17 protein-coding genes are annotated in these 17,506 nt (G+C 68.0%); 3 read left to right on the forward strand and 14 right to left on the reverse strand.

Features of this window, described 5'->3' with window-relative positions:
* Positions 1-207 precede the first annotated feature (207 nt).
* The 4 genes from IEY89_RS41790 to lgoX all read right to left on the reverse strand — a co-directional run bounded on the left by IEY89_RS41790 (position 208) and on the right by lgoX (position 5,171).
* Complete coding sequence (locus tag IEY89_RS41790; protein WP_189152264.1) at positions 208-1,500, reverse strand: ice-binding family protein; 1,293 nt, start codon at positions 1,498-1,500, stop codon at positions 208-210.
* 500 nt (positions 1,501-2,000) lie between these two features.
* On the reverse strand, positions 2,001-2,171 hold the full coding sequence (locus IEY89_RS38950) for a hypothetical protein (RefSeq protein WP_189152265.1): 171 nt from the start codon (positions 2,169-2,171) through the stop codon (positions 2,001-2,003).
* Positions 2,172-2,516: 345 nt separating this feature from the next.
* Positions 2,517-2,729, reverse strand: a complete 213-nt coding sequence (locus tag IEY89_RS38955; protein WP_189152266.1) for a DUF6336 family protein — start codon at positions 2,727-2,729, stop codon at positions 2,517-2,519.
* Between the two features lie 414 nt (positions 2,730-3,143).
* Positions 3,144-5,171, reverse strand: coding sequence for an L-glutamate oxidase LgoX (gene lgoX / locus IEY89_RS38960; RefSeq protein ID WP_189152267.1), 2,028 nt, complete (start codon positions 5,169-5,171; stop codon positions 3,144-3,146).
* Positions 5,172-5,464: 293 nt separating this feature from the next.
* Between lgoX and IEY89_RS38965 the strand changes: the two genes are divergently transcribed.
* Positions 5,465-7,357, forward strand: a complete 1,893-nt coding sequence (locus IEY89_RS38965; protein ID WP_189152268.1) for a CASTOR/POLLUX-related putative ion channel — start codon at positions 5,465-5,467, stop codon at positions 7,355-7,357.
* Between the two features lie 559 nt (positions 7,358-7,916).
* Positions 7,917-8,087, forward strand: coding sequence for a DUF5670 family protein (locus tag IEY89_RS38970; RefSeq protein WP_189152269.1), 171 nt, complete (start codon positions 7,917-7,919; stop codon positions 8,085-8,087).
* A 341-nt stretch (positions 8,088-8,428) separates the two neighbouring features.
* On the opposite strand, the gene IEY89_RS38975 is transcribed toward IEY89_RS38970, so the two are convergent.
* The 3 genes from IEY89_RS38975 to IEY89_RS38985 all read right to left on the reverse strand — a co-directional run bounded on the left by IEY89_RS38975 (position 8,429) and on the right by IEY89_RS38985 (position 11,217).
* Complete coding sequence (locus IEY89_RS38975) at positions 8,429-8,698, reverse strand: hypothetical protein (RefSeq protein WP_189152270.1); 270 nt, start codon at positions 8,696-8,698, stop codon at positions 8,429-8,431.
* A 660-nt stretch (positions 8,699-9,358) separates the two neighbouring features.
* Entirely contained in the window at positions 9,359-9,727 is a 369-nt protein-coding gene (locus IEY89_RS38980; protein WP_189152271.1) for an STAS domain-containing protein, read from the reverse strand.
* On the reverse strand, positions 9,724-11,217 hold the full coding sequence (locus IEY89_RS38985) for a PP2C family protein-serine/threonine phosphatase (protein WP_229695697.1): 1,494 nt from the start codon (positions 11,215-11,217) through the stop codon (positions 9,724-9,726). The genes IEY89_RS38980 and IEY89_RS38985 overlap by 4 nt, the downstream gene beginning before the upstream one ends.
* A 527-nt stretch (positions 11,218-11,744) precedes the next feature.
* On the opposite strand from IEY89_RS38985, the gene IEY89_RS38990 reads away from it, so the two are divergent.
* Positions 11,745-12,587, forward strand: coding sequence for an RNA polymerase sigma factor SigF (locus IEY89_RS38990; protein ID WP_189152272.1), 843 nt, complete (start codon positions 11,745-11,747; stop codon positions 12,585-12,587).
* A 97-nt stretch (positions 12,588-12,684) separates the two neighbouring features.
* On the opposite strand, the gene IEY89_RS38995 is transcribed toward IEY89_RS38990, so the two are convergent.
* The 7 genes from IEY89_RS38995 to IEY89_RS39025 form a co-directional block, all read right to left on the reverse strand.
* Complete coding sequence (locus IEY89_RS38995) at positions 12,685-12,909, reverse strand: hypothetical protein (RefSeq protein ID WP_189152273.1); 225 nt, start codon at positions 12,907-12,909, stop codon at positions 12,685-12,687.
* Between the two features lie 176 nt (positions 12,910-13,085).
* The gene (locus IEY89_RS39000; protein ID WP_189152274.1) at positions 13,086-13,247 is read right to left on the reverse strand and encodes a hypothetical protein; all 162 of its coding nucleotides are present in this window, start codon (positions 13,245-13,247) and stop codon (positions 13,086-13,088) included.
* A 433-nt stretch (positions 13,248-13,680) separates the two neighbouring features.
* Positions 13,681-13,962 carry a hypothetical protein gene (locus tag IEY89_RS39005; protein WP_189152275.1) on the reverse strand — a complete coding sequence of 94 codons (282 nt, stop codon included), beginning with the start codon at positions 13,960-13,962 and terminating at the stop codon, positions 13,681-13,683.
* A 647-nt stretch (positions 13,963-14,609) separates the two neighbouring features.
* Positions 14,610-14,891, reverse strand: a complete 282-nt coding sequence (locus IEY89_RS39010) for a hypothetical protein (RefSeq protein WP_229695698.1) — start codon at positions 14,889-14,891, stop codon at positions 14,610-14,612.
* Positions 14,892-14,985: 94 nt separating this feature from the next.
* Complete coding sequence (locus tag IEY89_RS39015; protein WP_189152276.1) at positions 14,986-16,263, reverse strand: glycosyltransferase; 1,278 nt, start codon at positions 16,261-16,263, stop codon at positions 14,986-14,988.
* Positions 16,260-16,904 carry a tetratricopeptide repeat protein gene (locus IEY89_RS39020; RefSeq protein ID WP_189152277.1) on the reverse strand — a complete coding sequence of 215 codons (645 nt, stop codon included), beginning with the start codon at positions 16,902-16,904 and terminating at the stop codon, positions 16,260-16,262. Before IEY89_RS39020 ends, IEY89_RS39015 begins: the two co-directional genes overlap by 4 nt.
* Positions 16,905-17,060: 156 nt before the next feature.
* Positions 17,061-17,506, reverse strand: a 446-nt coding sequence (locus IEY89_RS39025) for a hypothetical protein (protein ID WP_229695699.1), incomplete at its 5' end; no start/stop codon positions are given.

Genomic DNA, 17,506 nt, shown 5'->3' on the forward strand with positions numbered 1-17,506 from the left:
AAGCGTTCCTCGGACTCGCCGTCTGCCTGATCACTCACCGCCACGTCCAACGGCTTTGTTAGGGACTGTAAGGGGCGCCTCTCTGGGAGGCGCCCCTTACTCATCTTGGTTTTCTCCTCAGGGAGATACAGGCGGCGTTTCGCTTATTCCCGCGCACTGCCCGGGACTTCAGCGCCACGCGCTGCCCTCGCGCTCCTGACAGTTGGGCTAGTAGTCGTTGTGTTCACCGTAGGTGTCGTGGTCCCCCTCGTCCCCCTTGTCGCCGTGGTCACCGTGGCCCCCTCCACCGCCAGGTCCCGCAGGACCCTGGGGCCCCTTGGGACCTTGAGGGCCCTCAGGTCCGGTGTCGCCCTTGGGGCCCTTGGGCCCGGCAGGTCCGGTGTCGCCCTTGGGTCCGGTGTCGCCCTTGGGGCCCTCCGGTCCGGCAGGTCCGGTGTCGCCCTTGGGTCCGGTGTCGCCCTTGGGTCCCTCCGGTCCGATAGGCCCGGTGTCGCCCTTGGGTCCCTCCGGTCCGATAGGCCCGGTGTCGCCCTTGGGTCCCTCAGGTCCGGCAGGTCCGGCAGGTCCGGCAGGTCCGATGGGCCCGGCAGGGCCAGCGGGTCCGGTAGATCCGGCAGGTCCGATGGGCCCGGCAGGGCCAGCGGGTCCGGCAGGGCCAGCGGGTCCGGCAGGGCCAGCGGGTCCGGCAGGCCCGGCAGGCCCGGCGGGTCCGGCGGGACCTGTGGGCCCGGCGGGGCCAGTCGCGCAGAACGGCGTCGTGATGACGTTGGTGTCCATCGTCACCGCGGCGTTCATCGCAAGGGCACGGCCTTGGATCTCGGTGCCCGTCAACAGCGAGATGGACTGGTCGGCCATGATGGTGCCCACGAAATCGGTATTGGTCCCGAGGGTGGCGGAACTGCCCACCTGCCAGAACACGTTGCAGGGCTGTGCACCGTTTACGAGTTTGACGCTGCTGTTCGAAGCGGTGGTCAGCGTCGATCCGGCCTGGAAGATGAAGACGGCGTTGGGGTCACCCTTGGCGTTGAGAGTGAGGGTTCCGGTAAGTCCCATCGACGACGAGGCCGTGTAGACACCGGGCGCCAGGACCTGTCCGCCGAGATCGGCTGTAATGGCCGCTCCGGGTCCCCGGCCGGCCGCGTCGTTGTAGGCCGTGGTCAGATCTGTCTTCGCCTGAAGAGCTTCGGCATCGGCGATGTGCAGGTCGCCGAAGATCTGTCCGGGAGGGAAGCCGGTCACCGAAGTGCCTGGACTGAGTCCCACGTCGCCGTTGATGACGGTGGGGCCGGTGTTGGTGACCGTTGAACCGGCCAGGACCGCGTAGCTCTTGGCGGTCCCCAGATCAACAGGGGCTTCTGCGGCCTGCGCGACGCCCGAAGTCAGTGCGACTGTGGCCGTGGCCAGCAGCACTATTCCGGGCAGGAGTGCGAGACGTGTCTTGAGCCGATGTCTGATACGAAATCTGCCCGGTGAACGGGATGAATTGGCAACAACTGCCATGGGGGTGACCTTTCTTGTCGCCGTCGAGCTCAGTCCCCCGGCAAGGGGATTCCGAACTTCCGTAGTTCCGGTCAGGCCGGAAGCCGCGTGCCGTGTCGAGGTTCTGCGGAATCAGCCGCAAACCGAGGTCCGTAGGGCGAGCACCTGCGGGTGGGGTGATGAGCCATCACCCAGCGATAAAAAACTAGCAACTAGTCTTATAAGGCACATATGAATAAGAGGCCGAAAGGGGTAAGGGGGGTGTGTTGTTCACCCTGCCGGTCGTGTCGGTGCTTGATTCCGAGCCATCGGCTTGCTCTCGGGAGGCCGGGTCATCGGCCGGATCAAGGCCACGCCGACAGGCTCAGACGGGCCGTTCCGGGCCCGGCGTCCGAGGCGGCCAGGGCAAAGTCCCCGGGTCCATGACCCGGGCCTTTGCCGTGGAGCGGGTGACGAGAATCGAACTCGCATACTCACCCACCGGCGGCTGCGGTGGGCTTGGGCACGGCCGATGCGCGGTTTCAGTTCACGGTGAAAAAATAGTCGTAGGCCGCCGGTCGGATTCCGGTGCGGGTCGTCGCGTGGACCTGGAGGTCGTAGAAGCCGTGCGAGGCCGGGGCCCAGTCGATGCTCGCGGCGTGGTGGGCGACCGCGAACTCCGGGTCGCCGTTGAAGGAGTACGTGTAGCTCACGACGCCCCTTCACCTTTGGCGTGAACATGAAGGTGGGCCCTTCCGGAAGCCGGTCGGGCTTGATCAGGGACCACGCCCTGGCGCGGCTCGGCCGTCGTCATCTCGTGGACACCGCCCCTTGCTGCTCACACCGGGTGCGGGAGAAATCCGTTCGGAAAGCGGAAGCCTTCTGACAGCCACCGGCACCACTCGACACGGTCCCGCAGCAGCCCACGTCCGAGGAACTCGTGGAACCAACGTCATGAGACACCACAGCTAACCGAGCACAGCCGTGCAGGGCTCGACCTTCGTGACCGTGGGCAGCGCGTCGTCGCGGCAGTTGTCCGGAGCGTCCCGTGTTCCAGCTCAGCTCCCGTACAGCCAGCTGCCGTAGGCCGCGTCGTCGACCAGGTGGTAGAGCCCGAGAGCACCGGGGAAGAGCACCAGGGCGAGGACGCCCGTGCGTACGAGTGCCGGAGCCATGATCATGACACTGCCTGTCTGGCCGGTGATCGTGCGCCAGGCGCGCCAGCGCCGGAGGTCACCCGCGCAGGCCGTCCAGACGAAGGCCCCGATCACGATCCCTGATCAGAGCACGTGCGACAGGTTGGCCTGTGCCGCCCTGTGTTTGCACCGTCCAAAGGCGTCTGTCCACCGGCTGTCCACCGGTGGAGCTGCCAGCGGCCCACCGGTGCGACCTCAGCTGAGCTGGATGCGCCAGGTCACCCCGTTTGAAGCGACGAGCACCGGTCGCTGTCGGACCCCTACAAGTCGTTCCACCGCCATTGCTGATCTTCGGCCGACCCCGGATTCCGCCCGGGAGCCGGGCGTAGGCCCAGGGGCGGCAGGCAGCGGATTACGCGGCGTTCAGCTGACGCCCGCTGCCCAAGATGAAGGACAGCGGGCCAGCTGATCATGCGTCACGTCACGGATGACGCCACCAGGCCGACGAGACCGGGCGCGGGAACAGCAGGTCGCTTTTCCGCAAGCCCTTTAGGCGGGCCGTCGTAGGGGTCGTGAGGTGTGGACCTCCAGGGCGGCGCGGACCGCCGACTCCAGGGCGCCCTCGATCCAGGCCGGCTTGAGGGAGGTGTGGTCACCGGCGAAGTGCATCGGGCCCTCGGGCTCGGGGATGGAAGGCAGCAACTCGGTGTGCTGGCCGGGCAGTAGTACGGACGCCTCTCCGTATGCGTAGGGGTCGCGCAGCCAGCTCTGGGTGCGTCCGGCGCCGGTGTAGAAGACCTCGACGCGCTGGCCGTAGACCTGCTGCAGTCCGCACAAGGCGTGCGGGTAACGGGCCTCGTCGTCCAGGGAGTCCCAGCGCAGTGCGTCGTCCGCCCAGCTGTAAGAGGCCAGCATCACTCCTCCGGAGCTGCCGGGCACCGGGTGGGAGGGGTGGTACATGAACCGGTTGGCGCTGTCCGACACCGAGCCGCCGCCCACGACGTGTGTGGCCTCGGGCTGTTCGCGGGAGACGGCCCGGTTGGCTGCGTAGTGGGTGCGCTGGCCCGGGGTGATGTGGCCGGCCGGCACGGAGGGATGGGCGCCCAGCATGCTGCCGTCGACGGGTGCGCGGCCGGTGCGATAGGCGTCGTACAGCTTCGGGTCGATCCGGCCCAGCTCGCGCTTCCAGTCGGCCTCCGTGAACTCCCACCAGCGGTGGCTGAACTCCAGCAGCACCTTCGTGGCGCTGTCATAGTGCAGCTCCGTGACCGCGCGGCGCTTGCGGTACGACATCAGGGGACTGATCTGTACGTGCCGCAGGCCGGAGAAGGGCACGGTGACCACGGCGGCGTCCGCCGTGAACTGCTCGCGCACCACCGGGCCGTCGCGCCCCTCGGACACCGTGTCCACCCACACCTGGGGGCCCGTGCGGCCGACGTGCCGGGTGTCGGAGGAGGGGCGGTCGGGATCGTGGTACTCGATGCGGGTGACCCGGCGGTCGAACCGGACCTCGTCGCGCACCTGTGCCAGTAGCGCGTCCGGCAGCACCGCTGTGCCGCCCTCCAGCTCCCAGAAGGCGGTGTCGGGGCTGATGAGGGAGGAGCCGATGAAGCTGTGGATGAACGACAGGGGCAGGCGCGACGTGAGGTTCTCCAGAGTGCCGATCAAGTCGACCGTGCGCTCGTCCAGCCCCGCGTGCTCGGTCAGGAAGCGGAACATCGACCAGTCGCCGAACCGCTGGATGACCCTGGCCCAGCCCCGCACCCGTTCCGGCAGCGGCTTGTCGACCCGCTTGCCGTCGGCGCCCAGGGTGCTGAACTCGTCGCGCACCGGATCCAGCACCGACCGAAGGATGGCCGCGGCGGGAGTGTCCCAGCGGGCGCGCGGCACGCCGAAGGACCGGTTGATGCGGCGGGGCGCACGGGCGTACTCCTCGCGCCGCATCCGGATGCCGTTGACGTAGATCCAGGTGCGGTTGGCTGGCCGGCCGTCACCGTCGACGTCGACGTAGTGGAAACGCCGCTTCTTCAGGTTCAGCTGGTCGATCAGCCCCATCACCAACGGGTGGCTGCCGGGCAGGCGCATGGCACCCGCCTCGGCGTACTGGCGGGGGTCGGCGAAGGGCTGCGCCGCCTCTTCGTGGCCGCCGCGGCGGAAGGTTTTGATGCGTCCGCCCGCCCGGTTGCCGTTCGCCTCAAGAACGGTCACCTGGTGGCCGGCCCGCTTCAGCAGTAACGCCGTCACCAGACCTGCCGGGCCGGCTCCGACGACAAGGACCTTCTTGGGTGCGGCAGTCCGCCGAGCGGGCAGTCCCTCCTTGAGTACGCGCTCGTAGTGCGGGACCAAGGGGCGGTCCTGGTCGTCCACGACCAGCAGGGCCCGGGCCACAGCCAGGCACCTGGCGAAGTCCGCGCCCCGGGTGGGCGCCGGTGCGGCCGGGACAAGCTGTACGGGCATTGCCGCGGCAGGCGTGCCACTGGCCAGAGCCGTGGCCGCCGCAGCCGTTCCCGCCGCCGTTGTGAAGCTGCGCCTGGACAGGCCTGAACCTGCCACGACGGCTTTGTGATCTTCAGTCATGACCTACTTGTAACGGTGGGCCGACCCGACTCGCCCAAGTGCGCCGCGGCGTTGCCCCGAACGAGCGATGCCGGGGTCAAACCGCTGACGCTCAGTCGGACGTCTGCACAGCGGCGCCTTCGGCGATGTCCCCGAAGGGATGAAAGACAGACGGTGACCCGCGTGTCGGGCCGGCTCATCAGCACACTTCCAGATGGCCGCGTGGCCGTGCGTGGTTGGCGGGGGAACGGGCGGGGCGAACCGGAGCGGCATGGCTGCCGCCGCCGGAACTCCCGGCGGAACAGGGGGCAGGCGTGGGACGAGGGACTTCACTCAAAGGCAGGGCACGCTACTGGTTCGACACCACTTTGGCACGCGGCACCCCCGCGCTCGTCGGCTGGCTGGCCGTGGGCTGTCTCGTCGTCGTCTTCCCGGTGAGCGCCGTGCTGGTGTGGACGGATCCGCATGCGCCCGCGTCCCGTTCGGGAAGGCTGGCAGCGGTCTGGCGTCTCAGCGGTGAGACATTGCGGCTGGGTGGGGCGACAGGCCCGCTCCTGCGCGTGCTGTTGTCGGTACTGCTCGCTCTGGTCGCCCTGGTGTACGTCTCGACCCTCGTCGGTCTGATCACCACCGGACTGACCGAGCGGCTCACCGCACTGCGGCGGGGCCACTCCACCGTCATCGAACAGGGACACTCGGTGGTGCTGGGCTGGTCCGAGCAAGTGTTCACGGTGGTCAGCGAACTGGTGGCCGCCAACGCCAATCAGCGGCACGGCGCGGTGGCCGTACTGGCCGACCGGGACAAGACCACGATGGAAGAGGCCCTTGGCCGAAAGGTGGGCACCACCGGCCGTACCCGGCTTGTCTGCCGTAGCGGTCCCCCCACCGACCCCGACCTGCTCGCCCTGACCAACCCCGGCGCGGCCAGTGCTGTGCTCGTGCTGCCCCATGACGATCCGTCAGCAGATCCGGAAGTGGTCAAGACACTGCTGGCGCTGCGATCCGCACTCGACGGGAAGGAAAGTCCGCCCGTCGTCGCCGCCGTCAGAGACGACCGGTACCGGCTGGCGGCCTCCCTCGCCGCGGGAACAAACGGCATCGTCCTGGAGAGCGACGCGATCACCGCCCGGCTGATCGTTCAGTCCGCCCGCCGCCCCGGACTCTCCCTGGTGTACCGCGATCTCCTGGACTTCGCCGGAGACGAGTTCTACCTCACCTTCGACCCGGCCTTGACCGGCCGCTCCTTCGGCGACACGCTGCTGGCCTACGCCACCTCCAGTGTGGTCGGCCTGCTGCGCGACGGCAGGCCTTTGCTGAACCCGCCGCCGCAGACCCTGCTCGGCCCCGGCGACCGGCTGATCGTCATCACGCGGGACGACGACACCGCGCGGCTCAGCGACTGCTCCGGGCTCGTCGACGAGTCGGTGATGACGCCCTGGCAGCCGGCGAACGCCCGGCCCGAACGGGTCCTGATCCTCGGCTGGAACCGGCGGGCCTCACTCATCGTCGACCAGTTCGGCCGGTGTGCCGTGCACGGCTCGGTCATCGCCGTGGTCGCGGACCCGAAGGAGGTGACGGCCGAGCAGGTACGGGACGCAGGCACGGACTTCGCTCCCCGGCTGACCATGACATTCCGGCCTGGAGACGTCACCCGGCCCGAGACACTTCGGTGCCTGGAGATCGACTCGTACGACAGCGTCGTCGTGCTTAGCCCGGACCCCGTCCCGGGAGAGCAGCCCGACGAGGCCGACAACCGGACCCTCGTCACGCTCCTTGTTCTGCACATGCTGGAACAGGAGAGCGGACGGGAGCTGCCGGTGGTCACCGAGATGACTGACGACCGCAACCGGACGCTCGCGCCCATCAGCCCCGGAGCCGACGTGATCATCAGCGGAAAACTCATCGGCCTGCTGATGGCTCAGATCTCCCAGAACCGGCACCTGGCCGCCGTGTTCGAGGAACTGTTCTCCCTCACCGGCAGTCAGATCCACCTGCGACCGGCGGCGTCCTACGTCCTGCCCGGCTGTGAGGCGTCTTTCGCCACGGTCGTCGCAGCGGCGCAGCCGCGGGGCGAATGTGCGATCGGCTACCGCCGCCACGATCGCGCCACGGCCGTTCCCGACCACGGCGTGCGTATCAACCCGGACAAGAACGAGCGACGGCGCTGGACCGATCGCGACGAAGTCGTCGTGATCACGCAAGACTGACACAACCCCCGGCGCGTGATCGGTGATGCCGACCCACCGGACGGGTTGCCGGGAACGACTCGGCGGTCCGGCCGAAGAAGACCTCGGGCCGGGTGAACGCGATCGCGGCGAACACGACATCCGCCTTACCCCTCCACTTCCTTGCGGAGTTGCTTCAACTCGTCCCGCTCGCCCCCGGTCGGCCTCGGCCTGGCGCACCCGGCCGCGCAGGGCCTCGGGATGGACGCCGAGATCCTTCGCTACATGCGCGACGGGCCGCCCGATAGCCCGGACTCTTCGCGGAGCTCGTCCGGGCATCTACGTGGTGCCGCCATGATGCCTGTGAATCTCCTTCGCCAGCACCATGGCAGCAGGGACTCCACAAATCGCCGTTTTCCTGCTTTCGGAGCCGCCGCAGCCGCCATTGACCGCAGCCGCTCCTACCCCCTCGGACTGCTGCTGGTGCGACACCAGCAGGCCGCACCGGACCCTACTGCCCGAAAGGCACTGAAGAAACCAGGTAATTCGGCCGCATATTCTTCGATTCGCCGGGCACGAGGAGCGATAGAGGTTGATAACTATGGTTCCCCTGCTTCTCGTTCTTCTGCTGGCTTTGATCCTCTTCGGCGCGGGTTTCGCGCTGAAGGCCTTGTGGTGGATCGCCGTCATCGTGCTGGTTGTCTGGCTGCTCGGCTTCGTGATGCGCAGTGCGGACACGGGCGGCCACAAGGGCCGCTGGTATCGCTGGTAACCCCCACACAGCAGCCAGCCCTGTGGGCCCCGGGAACACCCGGGGCCCACAGCCATGTCCCGTCCCAGGACATCCCTTCTTCGGGCAAACGGTGTAACCGCAACCCTCCCGGGCACCCGGTCTCATAGCTGGGGCCCGGTGAAGCAGCGGAACCGCTCCTCCAACCACCGGACTCCAGCCATGCGTTCCGTGTCGGCGGTTATTCGTTGATGCGCGACGCCCGTTGTCCTCATCCGGTGGGTCTACGGTCACTGGTGTCGTCGAGGTCGACGACCCATGATCTACCCAGCCGGTTCCGCTCGCACGCCACTGGTCGCAGGCCGTGAGGCGCTTCGGCGGCTTTAGCGCATCGTCACTCGACAGGCGTCGGGGCCCTGCGCATCCTCGTCGTCGACCATCCTCAGCGCCATCCGGGAAGCCACCATTTTCTGGCTCCTGGTCAGCGCCTCCAAGTTCAGTACGTCGGGTCCTGCGTCGGTCTCGAAGTCCTCCTGCCACTGCTGGGCCATAGCCTCCTGAATCTCTGGGGGCTTCTTCTGTACCCGCTGCTGGCACTCCTCGGGGAGCACTGAGAGAAATGCCTCCAGAACAGGGTTCGAAAGGCTGGTCACAGCCCACACCTCACCTTTTTTTGCTGGGTCCGCCGGTGGTTGCTCGACACCTCATGCCTGCCACGAGGTAGCCGGTAGATCACCTCGCCTCGCCCATCCGGGCTCACGCGTCACGCCACGGCGCAGCTCGGAGGCCCCGTGCCTGGAACTACGCGAGGCACCCGGGAACCTGGGGGCCCGCACCCTTGGAGAACACCACCAGATCGTGATCGCTACAGGCGGTGCCGAACATCTCGTCCCGACCCTCGCAGCGCACGATGACTCTCCGGCCGACCGTGCGGGAGGGCGGATGCACGGCGATCATCGCGCCGCGCACGCTTCTCAGGGGCCCCTGCCCGCTCGGCGAACATGCTGCAGCGGCGAGGCACTGCCGTAGCAATAGAAACTGCCCGACCCGCACGACCACGCATCCGTCGTCCGTCCAGACGCCACATCGGACGACTTCCGCGAAGCCCTGATCTACATTGGTGCTGGCCTCTCCTGGACCAGCTCGGTCAGCACGTTGATGAACGGCTGAGCAGGCGTGCCCGGTTCGATCGCGGCGGCGGCCTGCTTGACAGAGGGGATGAGCGCGCGTCGCGACCAGTGGTCGGCCGCGACGCGCGCTTCGCCATGCCCCGCGCCTAGCTGTGCCCATGCCACTCCTGCGAGCGACGGTGTTCAGACGGTGGTGCGATTGCCCTGGCGGGCGGCGAGCGCGGCCTCGGCGCTGGGGTAGGCGGGCAGGAAGGTGTCCATCCCGGTGACGCTGAGCAGGCGGCTCAGCCGGTCGGGGATGGCCGCCAGGGTCAGGGAGCCGTCGGCGTCCTTGGCGCAGCGCCAGATGCCGACGAGGGCTCCCAGCCCTGAGGAGTCGCAGAACGTGACCCCCGACAGGTCGGCGACCAGGTCTGCGTGTCCGGCCGCGATGAGTTCCAGGGCGCGGGTCCGCACGGCGGGTGCGGCGGCGCTGTCGAATTCACCGGATAGTGCGATCACGGCCAGGGCGGCGTCGGTGTGCGGGACGTCGATGTGGATTGCGTCGGTCATGGGTGTCGGTTCTCCTGCCCGACGGAGGCGTCGGCGGGTGCGGTCGGGGCGGCGGCGCTGTGCGCGGTGGTGGTGATGCCGGCGGGAGCGGCGTCCGCGGTGGGGACGGACAGGGCCAGCAGCGCCACGTCGTCGCGTTCGGTGTCGGGGAGTGTGTCCAGGAGTGCGACGGTGTCGTCGATCAGGGCGCCGGCGCTGACCGGTGCCGGTCGCTGGGCGAGGAAGTCGGTCAGGCCGGTGTCGGCGAGCATGTGGCCATCGACGGTGCGGGCTTCGGTCAGCCCGTCGGTGTACAGCAGCAAGCCGTGGCCGGGTGCCAGGTGCAGGGTGAGTGAGGCGAAGGCGGCCTCGTCGAACGCGCCGACCAGCATGCCGCCCTTGGCGCGGGCCGCCTCGACCCGTACACCGCCGTTCTCGGCAGGGCTGAGGTGGTAGGCGGGCGGGTGACCGCCGGTGGCCAGTGTGACAGTGAAACCGCCGTCCTGGGCCGGATCGAGCAGGCCGAAGACGGCGGTGCAGAAGCGGGTGCCGACCTCTGCGTCGAGCAGCAGTGCGGTGTTGAGGGCTTTGAGCGCGGCCGTGGGGTCCGCGTCGACGAGGGCTGCGGCCCGTAGCGTGTAGCGGGTCAGTGAGGTGACCGAGGCGGCTTCGGCGCCCTTGCCGCACACATCGCCCAGGAAGAACGCCCACCGGCCTCCGCCGATGGGGAAGACGTCGTAGAAGTCGCCGCCCACTTCCTGTGGGGAGGCGGTCTTGTAGTGGCAGGCCAGTTCAAGTCCCGGTACCGCGGGCAGCGCGGGAGGCACCAGGGTGCGCTGCAGGGTGGAGGCAAACGCGGCGATGGCCGCCTTGTCCCGCTCCGCACGCTGCCGGGCCTCTTCCTCCGCCTGACGCTTCTCCTGCTCGACCCGGCGGCGCTCCTGCTCGGCGCGTACCACGTGCAACGCCGACAGCCGCAGTTCCAGCTGGTCACGCACCACCGCGGCCAGGTCTGTGAGGGTGGAGGCATCGCCCTCGCTGATCTCGCGGGGGCGGGTGTCAAGAACGTTGACCGTGCCCAGGCGGTGCCCGTCGGCGGTGATGATCGGAGCGGCGGCGTAGAACCGCACCCCCATCGGACCGGCGACCAGCGGGTTGGAACAGGCGACCGGGTCCAGCAACGTATCGGGGATGACGGTGGTGTCATCACGCAGCACCGCTGAGGCGCACAGGCCCGGATCCCGGCCGATCTCGCTGACACCTTCCAGGCCGTGCGCGGCCTTGAACCAGATCCGGTCCTCGTCCACGATCGTCACCGTCGCCACCGGCACCTCGAACAGCCGCGCGGCCAGCGCCGCAACCCGGTCATAGGCGCCGTCCGGAGGAGTGTCGAGAATGTCGTAACGGCGTACCGCCGCCATCCGTGCCGCCTCGACCGACACGGCCAAAGGCCCGCTCGGTGCTATCGCAGGCAGGATCGCTTGTTCCGGCATGTCTCTCGTCTCGCTCATCCCCCCAGGAAGGCACCGACCAGACAGCCAGCACTCCGGAACCCTACCGAACGCGGCCGGGGCACCCGATCCGACGGCGAGCTTCGTAGTGCGCACCGGCATCGTGGAACGGGCGCCGAAGCACCGACCGCAACCGGGCGCAGTGATCGGCGAAAGGCGAAGCGTGACGGCCTTCGTGGTCCCCACAAGCTGCTCACCGGCCTGAGTACGAACTCCGAGGGGACGTTGCCCACCGGTCAGGTCGACCATGTCTTCCGCCGCGAGGACCTGGCGGACCTGATCGCCGTCGGCACCCCGCTCGGACCGGCAGGACGCCGCGCGACTTGGTGTGCGCAGGGTTGAGTGCGAGGGGCTGGCGCGGCTCGGTTGGATCCGCTCGCCGCAGTCGATCGAGTTCCGCTTCGGCACCTCGTAGGCGCGGGGCCGTCGATATCACGGAAGGAGTAGGCATGAAGGTGGAGGGACGGGGTAAGCGCGGCAGTGGCGAGTCGAGATGGGCCGGGCATGGCCGGCAAGGGGAGGGACACATGGTTACGGATACGGCGACGGCGGATGTGAAGTGCGTTGAACTGCCGGAGGTGGCCGACCCGTCGAAGGTCGCTCCGAAGGACGCGCGTGCGCTCACCCGCCTGTTCTTCCAGCAGCTGGACCTGCTGGAGGAGGGCACACCGGAGTACCAGTACGCGCGCAACACGCTGATCGAGATGAACATCTCCCTGGTCCGCTACGCGGCCTCCCGCTTCCGCAGCCGGGACGCGGAGGAGATGGAGGACATCGTCCAGGTCGGCGTGATCGGCCTGATCAAGGCCATCGACCGGTTCGAAATCTCCCGCGAGGTGGAGTTCACCTCCTTCTCCATCCCCTACATCGTGGGAGAGATCAAGCGGTTCTTCCGGGACACCACCTGGGCCGTACACGTTCCGCGCCGCCTCCAGGAAGCCCGCGTCCAACTCGCGCGCGCCACCGAGGAACTGCACAGCCGCCTGGGCCGCACACCGACCGTGGCCGAGCTGGCCCAGCTGATGAACCTGGAGGAGAAGGACGTCATCGAGGCACGGCTGGCCTCCAACGGCTACCGCTCCTCCTCCCTGGACGCCGCCATCGGCAACAGCGAGGACGGCGAGACCGTCCTGTCCGACTTCATCGGCAACGACGACGGCGCCCTGGAACTCGTGGAGAACTTCCACGCCCTCGCCCCGATGATCGCCGACCTCGACGAGCGCGCGCGCAAGATCCTGCACTGGAGGTTCGTGGAGGAACTCACCCAGGCCCAGATCGGCGAACAGCTCGGCGTCTCCCAGATGCACGTCTCCCGACTGCTGTCACGCACCCTGGCCCAACTGCGCGAGGGCATGCTCACCACCCACTGACACCGCCACATCAAACGGCGCCAACCTTGTGGTGAACCCGTTCACTTCGCCACCGCCCTGTGCGCGGTCGGTTCCGAGCAGTCCGCCACTCAGACACTCAGGGCGCGTTCCACTCGTGTGGGCCGCTGTCGCGCCATTCCACCCACCGCGGATCGTCCAGCACACCCTCGGGATCGTCGACGCCCGCGGCTTCGAGGAACACCACCAGGTCGTGGTCGCTGTAAGCGGTGCCGAGGATCTCGTCCCGGCCGTGCGATTGCACGGTCACGCTCCGCCCACCGGTACGGGAGGGCTGGTGTACGACGATCGGCGTGCTGCTCACGCCTCCCAGCGTGCTCCCGGCAGGGCCGTGCGGCGAGTCGGCTGCCCGCTCAGGAGGGGGCTGGACCAGTCGAAGCGGCCCGGGACTCCGGGACGCGGGTCCTACATCGCCCCGCCCGCCGACGGAACTGCCCCACGCTCTGAGGGCAACGCGGGTGTCGATTCCGCGGCCCATGGTCATGCAAGCAGCCTGACCCGTACCTCACCGCTTTCGCGGTCCACCTGCACGGCATGACCGGCCTGCGTGAGGATCGCCAGCAGCGCCGACCGCAGAGCAGCACGAATACCCTCGAACTCGGCATCATCCCGACCCGCAGGATCCAACTCGATGCCGGGCACCCACCCCATACCAGCACCGGGTCCGTCTCCCGCCTCACCCGCAGACCAAGGCTGCCCCCATCACCAGCCGACGCCACATCGAAGCCAGCACGGGCCAACGTCCCGCACACATCAGCAAGCAGCTTCTCCACGGCATCAGCGGTCACCGCCAAAGCCTATCCACACACACCTCCTGACTGTTTCAGGCACAGGTGCTGCACGTAGGGAAGAAGGAGCGCCGGCCACTGGGCTTCTGCCCTTCCTGTGCCGCCTCCAGCTTCTGGCGCTCGCGCTCGCCATGGCGCGCGGATGCCGGCCGCCCGGCGCTTGCAGTGGGGCCTATGTGCTGGAGCGCCGGCCAAATTTTGAACGTGGTCCCTCCTTTGGGCGTGGGCAATGCGGCGGTTGCACCTCCGACGCGTTGATCCGCTCCGGGGCCCATGCCCAGGCGGCGTTATGGGATCAGAGCGTTGTAGACCTCGATCACCTTCGACTCGAACGGTGGTGCCCCAAGTTCCCGCGCGGCAGGCTTGACCTGCTCTTCCATGAAGCGCCGGAACGCGTTTTCCGACTCCCATACGTCAATGACCTGCCAGCCGCCCGTCTCGCCGGGCGCCCCGAAGTGGGCGATGAGCCCGGCGGGCGGATTCGTGCGGTCCGGGATCACCCGGTCGAAGGTCGCCTGGTAGAGCTCCTGATTCCAGCCCGCAGCCTGGTTGAGTACCAGAATTGCCATCTCGGTTCCTCGTTTCACGTGCGAAGACAGATGTGAATGACGCTAGTTCCGAGTGCGGGTGACCGCGAGCGGCGGGGATGGCTGCTGCGCCGTCCGAGGGCAGGTGCCACCACTCGGCCGGTCCGTTCCCCCCCCCACGGGAGGTTGTGCAGGTAGAGGCAGGAGGCGGCCGCCTGTCCGGCGTCGGCGGCGTACTGCCACCCAAAAGCGTGCGCCCTCGTCGGTGTCGGGTCAGTTGCAGGATGCAGGATGCAGGCGAGGACCAGGGTGCTGCATGGTTCGGGGACCTGGTCGGTGACAAACTTGGTGGCAGTGGCCGGCGGGGCCTCCCGACCACGGCCGGACCAGCGTGGTGACCTGCGGATTCGCGGGCGGGCGCGGGAGTGAGTGCGGCCGGTTGCCGGAGGGACCGACCGCGAAGGCACGACCACAGATGCACCAGGTGACCGCCCCCCTCGGTGCACACCAGCCCCTCGGTGCGCACGGAACAGACCAGGCGCAGGCCAGCCAGACTGCGCGCCAAGGGGTGGTCGACCGCACTTTGCCCAGCCCTCACCGTCCTCCGGGCCAGCGGGCCGGGACGCGTGCACCGCGCACGGCGCCGCGTTTGTCCGAAGCAGCCGTCCCAGGATCGGAACCCCGTCTCCTCAGTCACCGCGCACATCGGCGAGGACGACCTCGAACTCCTCCAGCCCGGTCACGGTGACATTCGCCTTGGCGGCCCCCTCATGGCGGGCCGCCGCCTGGCCGGCGCGGGACGCGCCAAGGGACTCGCGGTCGGTGAACACGGCGCCGACCAGCCCGCGTCCCCGGTCCCGGTCGATGAGCAGGGACGCCCTGGCCAGTCCCGGGAGCGTTTCGAGCCTGGGGATCACCGACGCCCGGAACGTCTCGGCGAACAGATCCGCGTCCGCGGGGTCGAACTCCACCCTGGTAACGCGCAGCCCCGCTTACCGATCTTGTCGGTGCAAAGCTGCCCAAAATGCCGTACTCGTAGGCATTTTCAATGACGTCTAACAGGCGTCACACCAGCAGCGGACCGCCGCACCGTTCGGCACCTTCCTTCACGGCGATCAAATTGGCCTGCACATAGGAGATGTGGTTCCTGGAGTGCCAGTCGGTCGGGTAGTAGGTGACCAACCGTGAACGGTGGAACCGAGCCCGGATCTCGGGTACGAAAGCGCGGTACTGGTTGTCGGTGTAGTACCAGAACGAGTTCTCGTTGTAGTAGGCGACGTGCGTCGGGTCCTGGTACGCGCCCCGACCGTCGGAGCTGGGAGTCTGGGTGAGGAGCATGCCGCCCGGTGCCAGCAGGCGGTACAGCTCGTTGATCAGCGGAATCTTCGCGGGTACGTGCTCCATGAAGTCCACTGCCCGGAGCAGGCCGACCGAGTTGTCAGGCAGGTCCAGTGGCTCGGGCAGCTTCGCGACGATGTCGACGCCGTCGCTTGAGTACTGGTCCACGCCCAGGTAGCCGGGCGGCTTGCGGTGTGCGGCGCCGAGGTCCAGCGCGAGCAGACCGCGTCGCTTGGTCCAGGCGAGGGCGTTGGCCTCGATGTATTTGTCGTACAGGGCTACCGTCTCGCGCTGGATGTGCGCGTTGATCTCGGTGTCGCGCTGGGTGTTGTGGGGGTGCATCCGCTGCAGATACAGGCATCTGGGGATCTGGTGGAAGTCACCCGCCTGGAAGAGACGGCACATCAGGTCCTGGTCGTCCAGCACGGTGCGTGTGGCGTCATATCCGCCGACCTGCTCGTAGGTGTCCTTGCGGAACGCCCGTACGTGGTTGGGGGCGTACCAGATGTACGACACGTTGTGCGGCGTCGGTGCCATGGAGACAGCCTGCAGGAGCCGGCGGCCGTCGACATCGACCTCCTCGTACTGCCAGCCGTGCGCCTCGTTGAACCGCGTGTCGTCCCGGCTTCCGTCCTCGGTGATCTGAGCGGTGTGGCTGTAGACGAAGACGACGTCGGGACGCTCGTCGAAGACGTCCGCCAGTTCTGCAAGGCAGTCCTTCGCCAGGAGGTCGTCGTGGTCGAGCTCGACGAGGATCTCTCCGCGTGCCAGTTCGCAGGCGCGGCGCTTGGCCGCTCCCACCCCTTGAATGTGGTCCGAGACCTCTACCCGGACACGGTCGTCGGGGTGTTCGGGCCGCCATCGCGTGCCGTTGTTGAGGAGCACGATCCACTCCCAGTCGGAGCGGGTCTGCGCTTGCAGTGTGGTGAGGCATTCGTCGAGGAAACGCGATCGGTGGCTGGGAGTGAAGACAGAGAACTTCGGGGTTGGGGAAGACGACGTCATCTGTTGGTACCTGCCTCAGTGCCTGTAGATGCTGCGGTCGTGGAATCGCTGGAATCGCTGGAATCGCGGAACTGCTCCGGGACGAACTGTTGGAGCGACGGGTCGGCGCGGACGGCGAAGCCGAAGGCGTCCTCGGCCTCGCCGTCACGGCCCTTCTTCGCCAGAGCCTGTCCAAGGTGCAGATAGGCCGTGGCAGCCCGTGGGTCGGCGCCCACGATGCGCTTCAGAAGAGCGATCGCCTTGTCGGTGTCGCTCGACTCGAGCAGGATCGCCTTGTTGTACAGGGCCGAATCGAAATCCGGATCGATCTTCAGGGCTTTGTCGTAAGCCGCGCGCGCGTCAGCCGTCCTGTGGTTCTCCTGGGCGATGACGCCGAGGTTGTACCAGGCGAGTTTGTTGGCGGGATCCAGGTCCAGGGCCCGTCTGAAGCTACTCCTCGCCCCAGAAAAGTCCTTGTTCTCGCCCTGTCTGATGCCTGCTTGGACCAGTTCCTCCGCCTTCAGGACGAGCTTGGCCGCCGGTCCTGTGGGCTTGGTTCCAGCCGCAGTCGTGGTCTTGGAGTCCGCTGTGGGAAGTGGCACCCACCCGGTCACCAGCTGGGCGACCACGACTGTGGCGACGAGTGCGGTCCACAGTGCCATGCGCTTTTTCACGGGTTCTACCTCACTGATCCGGCAACGCGACTGGGTGGGCCGAAAAGGACAAGCGTGGGGATATGTGTCGTCCCCCGAGGGACGACACTCGGTGTACCCACCCGTGAACGCCTGCCGGCCCAGCGAGGCTCGCGGCCCGGGGGCTCACGGCGCGCATACCGCGTAGACGGTGACTGTGCGCGGGTCGTCGGAGACGGCCTGCCAGCCAGTCGCCGGAGAGCCCCCGACAGGACGGCTGACGAGCATCTCATTGTCGACGGACACCGCAGCCTCGAAACCGCCACCGATGGCGAACGTACCGGCGGGGCACAAGACCGTGGCGCTGCCTGTGCCGCTGGTAGCCGTAACAACCGTGCTCTGCGACCCGGGGCTCGCGCCTTGGAAGCCCTGGGTGCCCTGCGCACCGGTGTCACCCTGGAAGCCCTGGGTGCCCTGGAAGCCCTGGAAGCCCTGTGTGCCGGTGGTCCCCTGGAAGCCCTGGTTTCCCTGGAAGCCCTGGGTGCCCTGCGCACCGGTATCACCCTGGAAGCCCTGGGTGCCCTGGAAGCCTTGGGTGCCGGTGTCGCCCTGGAAGCCCTGGGTGCCCTGGA

Source organism: Streptomyces lacrimifluminis (assembly GCF_014646095.1).
Lineage (GTDB): Bacteria > Actinomycetota > Actinomycetes > Streptomycetales > Streptomycetaceae > Streptomyces > Streptomyces lacrimifluminis.

Excerpts from the sequence above, each read along its gene's own strand:
- IEY89_RS38980 (WP_189152271.1), bottom strand. The coding sequence starts at position 9,727 with ATGACCGACGCAATCCACATCGACGTCCCGCACACCGACGCCGCCCTG.
- IEY89_RS41790 (WP_189152264.1), bottom strand. The coding sequence starts at position 1,500 with ATGGCAGTTGTTGCCAATTCATCCCGTTCACCGGGCAGATTTCGTATC.
- IEY89_RS39005 (WP_189152275.1), bottom strand. The coding sequence starts at position 13,962 with ATGGCAATTCTGGTACTCAACCAGGCTGCGGGCTGGAATCAGGAGCTC.
- IEY89_RS38985 (WP_229695697.1), bottom strand. The coding sequence starts at position 11,217 with ATGAGCGAGACGAGAGACATGCCGGAACAAGCGATCCTGCCTGCGATA.
- IEY89_RS39020 (WP_189152277.1), bottom strand. The coding sequence starts at position 16,904 with ATGGCACTGTGGACCGCACTCGTCGCCACAGTCGTGGTCGCCCAGCTG.
- IEY89_RS38990 (WP_189152272.1), top strand. The coding sequence starts at position 11,745 with ATGGTTACGGATACGGCGACGGCGGATGTGAAGTGCGTTGAACTGCCG.
- IEY89_RS38970 (WP_189152269.1), top strand. The coding sequence starts at position 7,917 with ATGGTTCCCCTGCTTCTCGTTCTTCTGCTGGCTTTGATCCTCTTCGGC.
- lgoX (WP_189152267.1), bottom strand. The coding sequence starts at position 5,171 with ATGACTGAAGATCACAAAGCCGTCGTGGCAGGTTCAGGCCTGTCCAGG.
- IEY89_RS39015 (WP_189152276.1), bottom strand. The coding sequence starts at position 16,263 with ATGACGTCGTCTTCCCCAACCCCGAAGTTCTCTGTCTTCACTCCCAGC.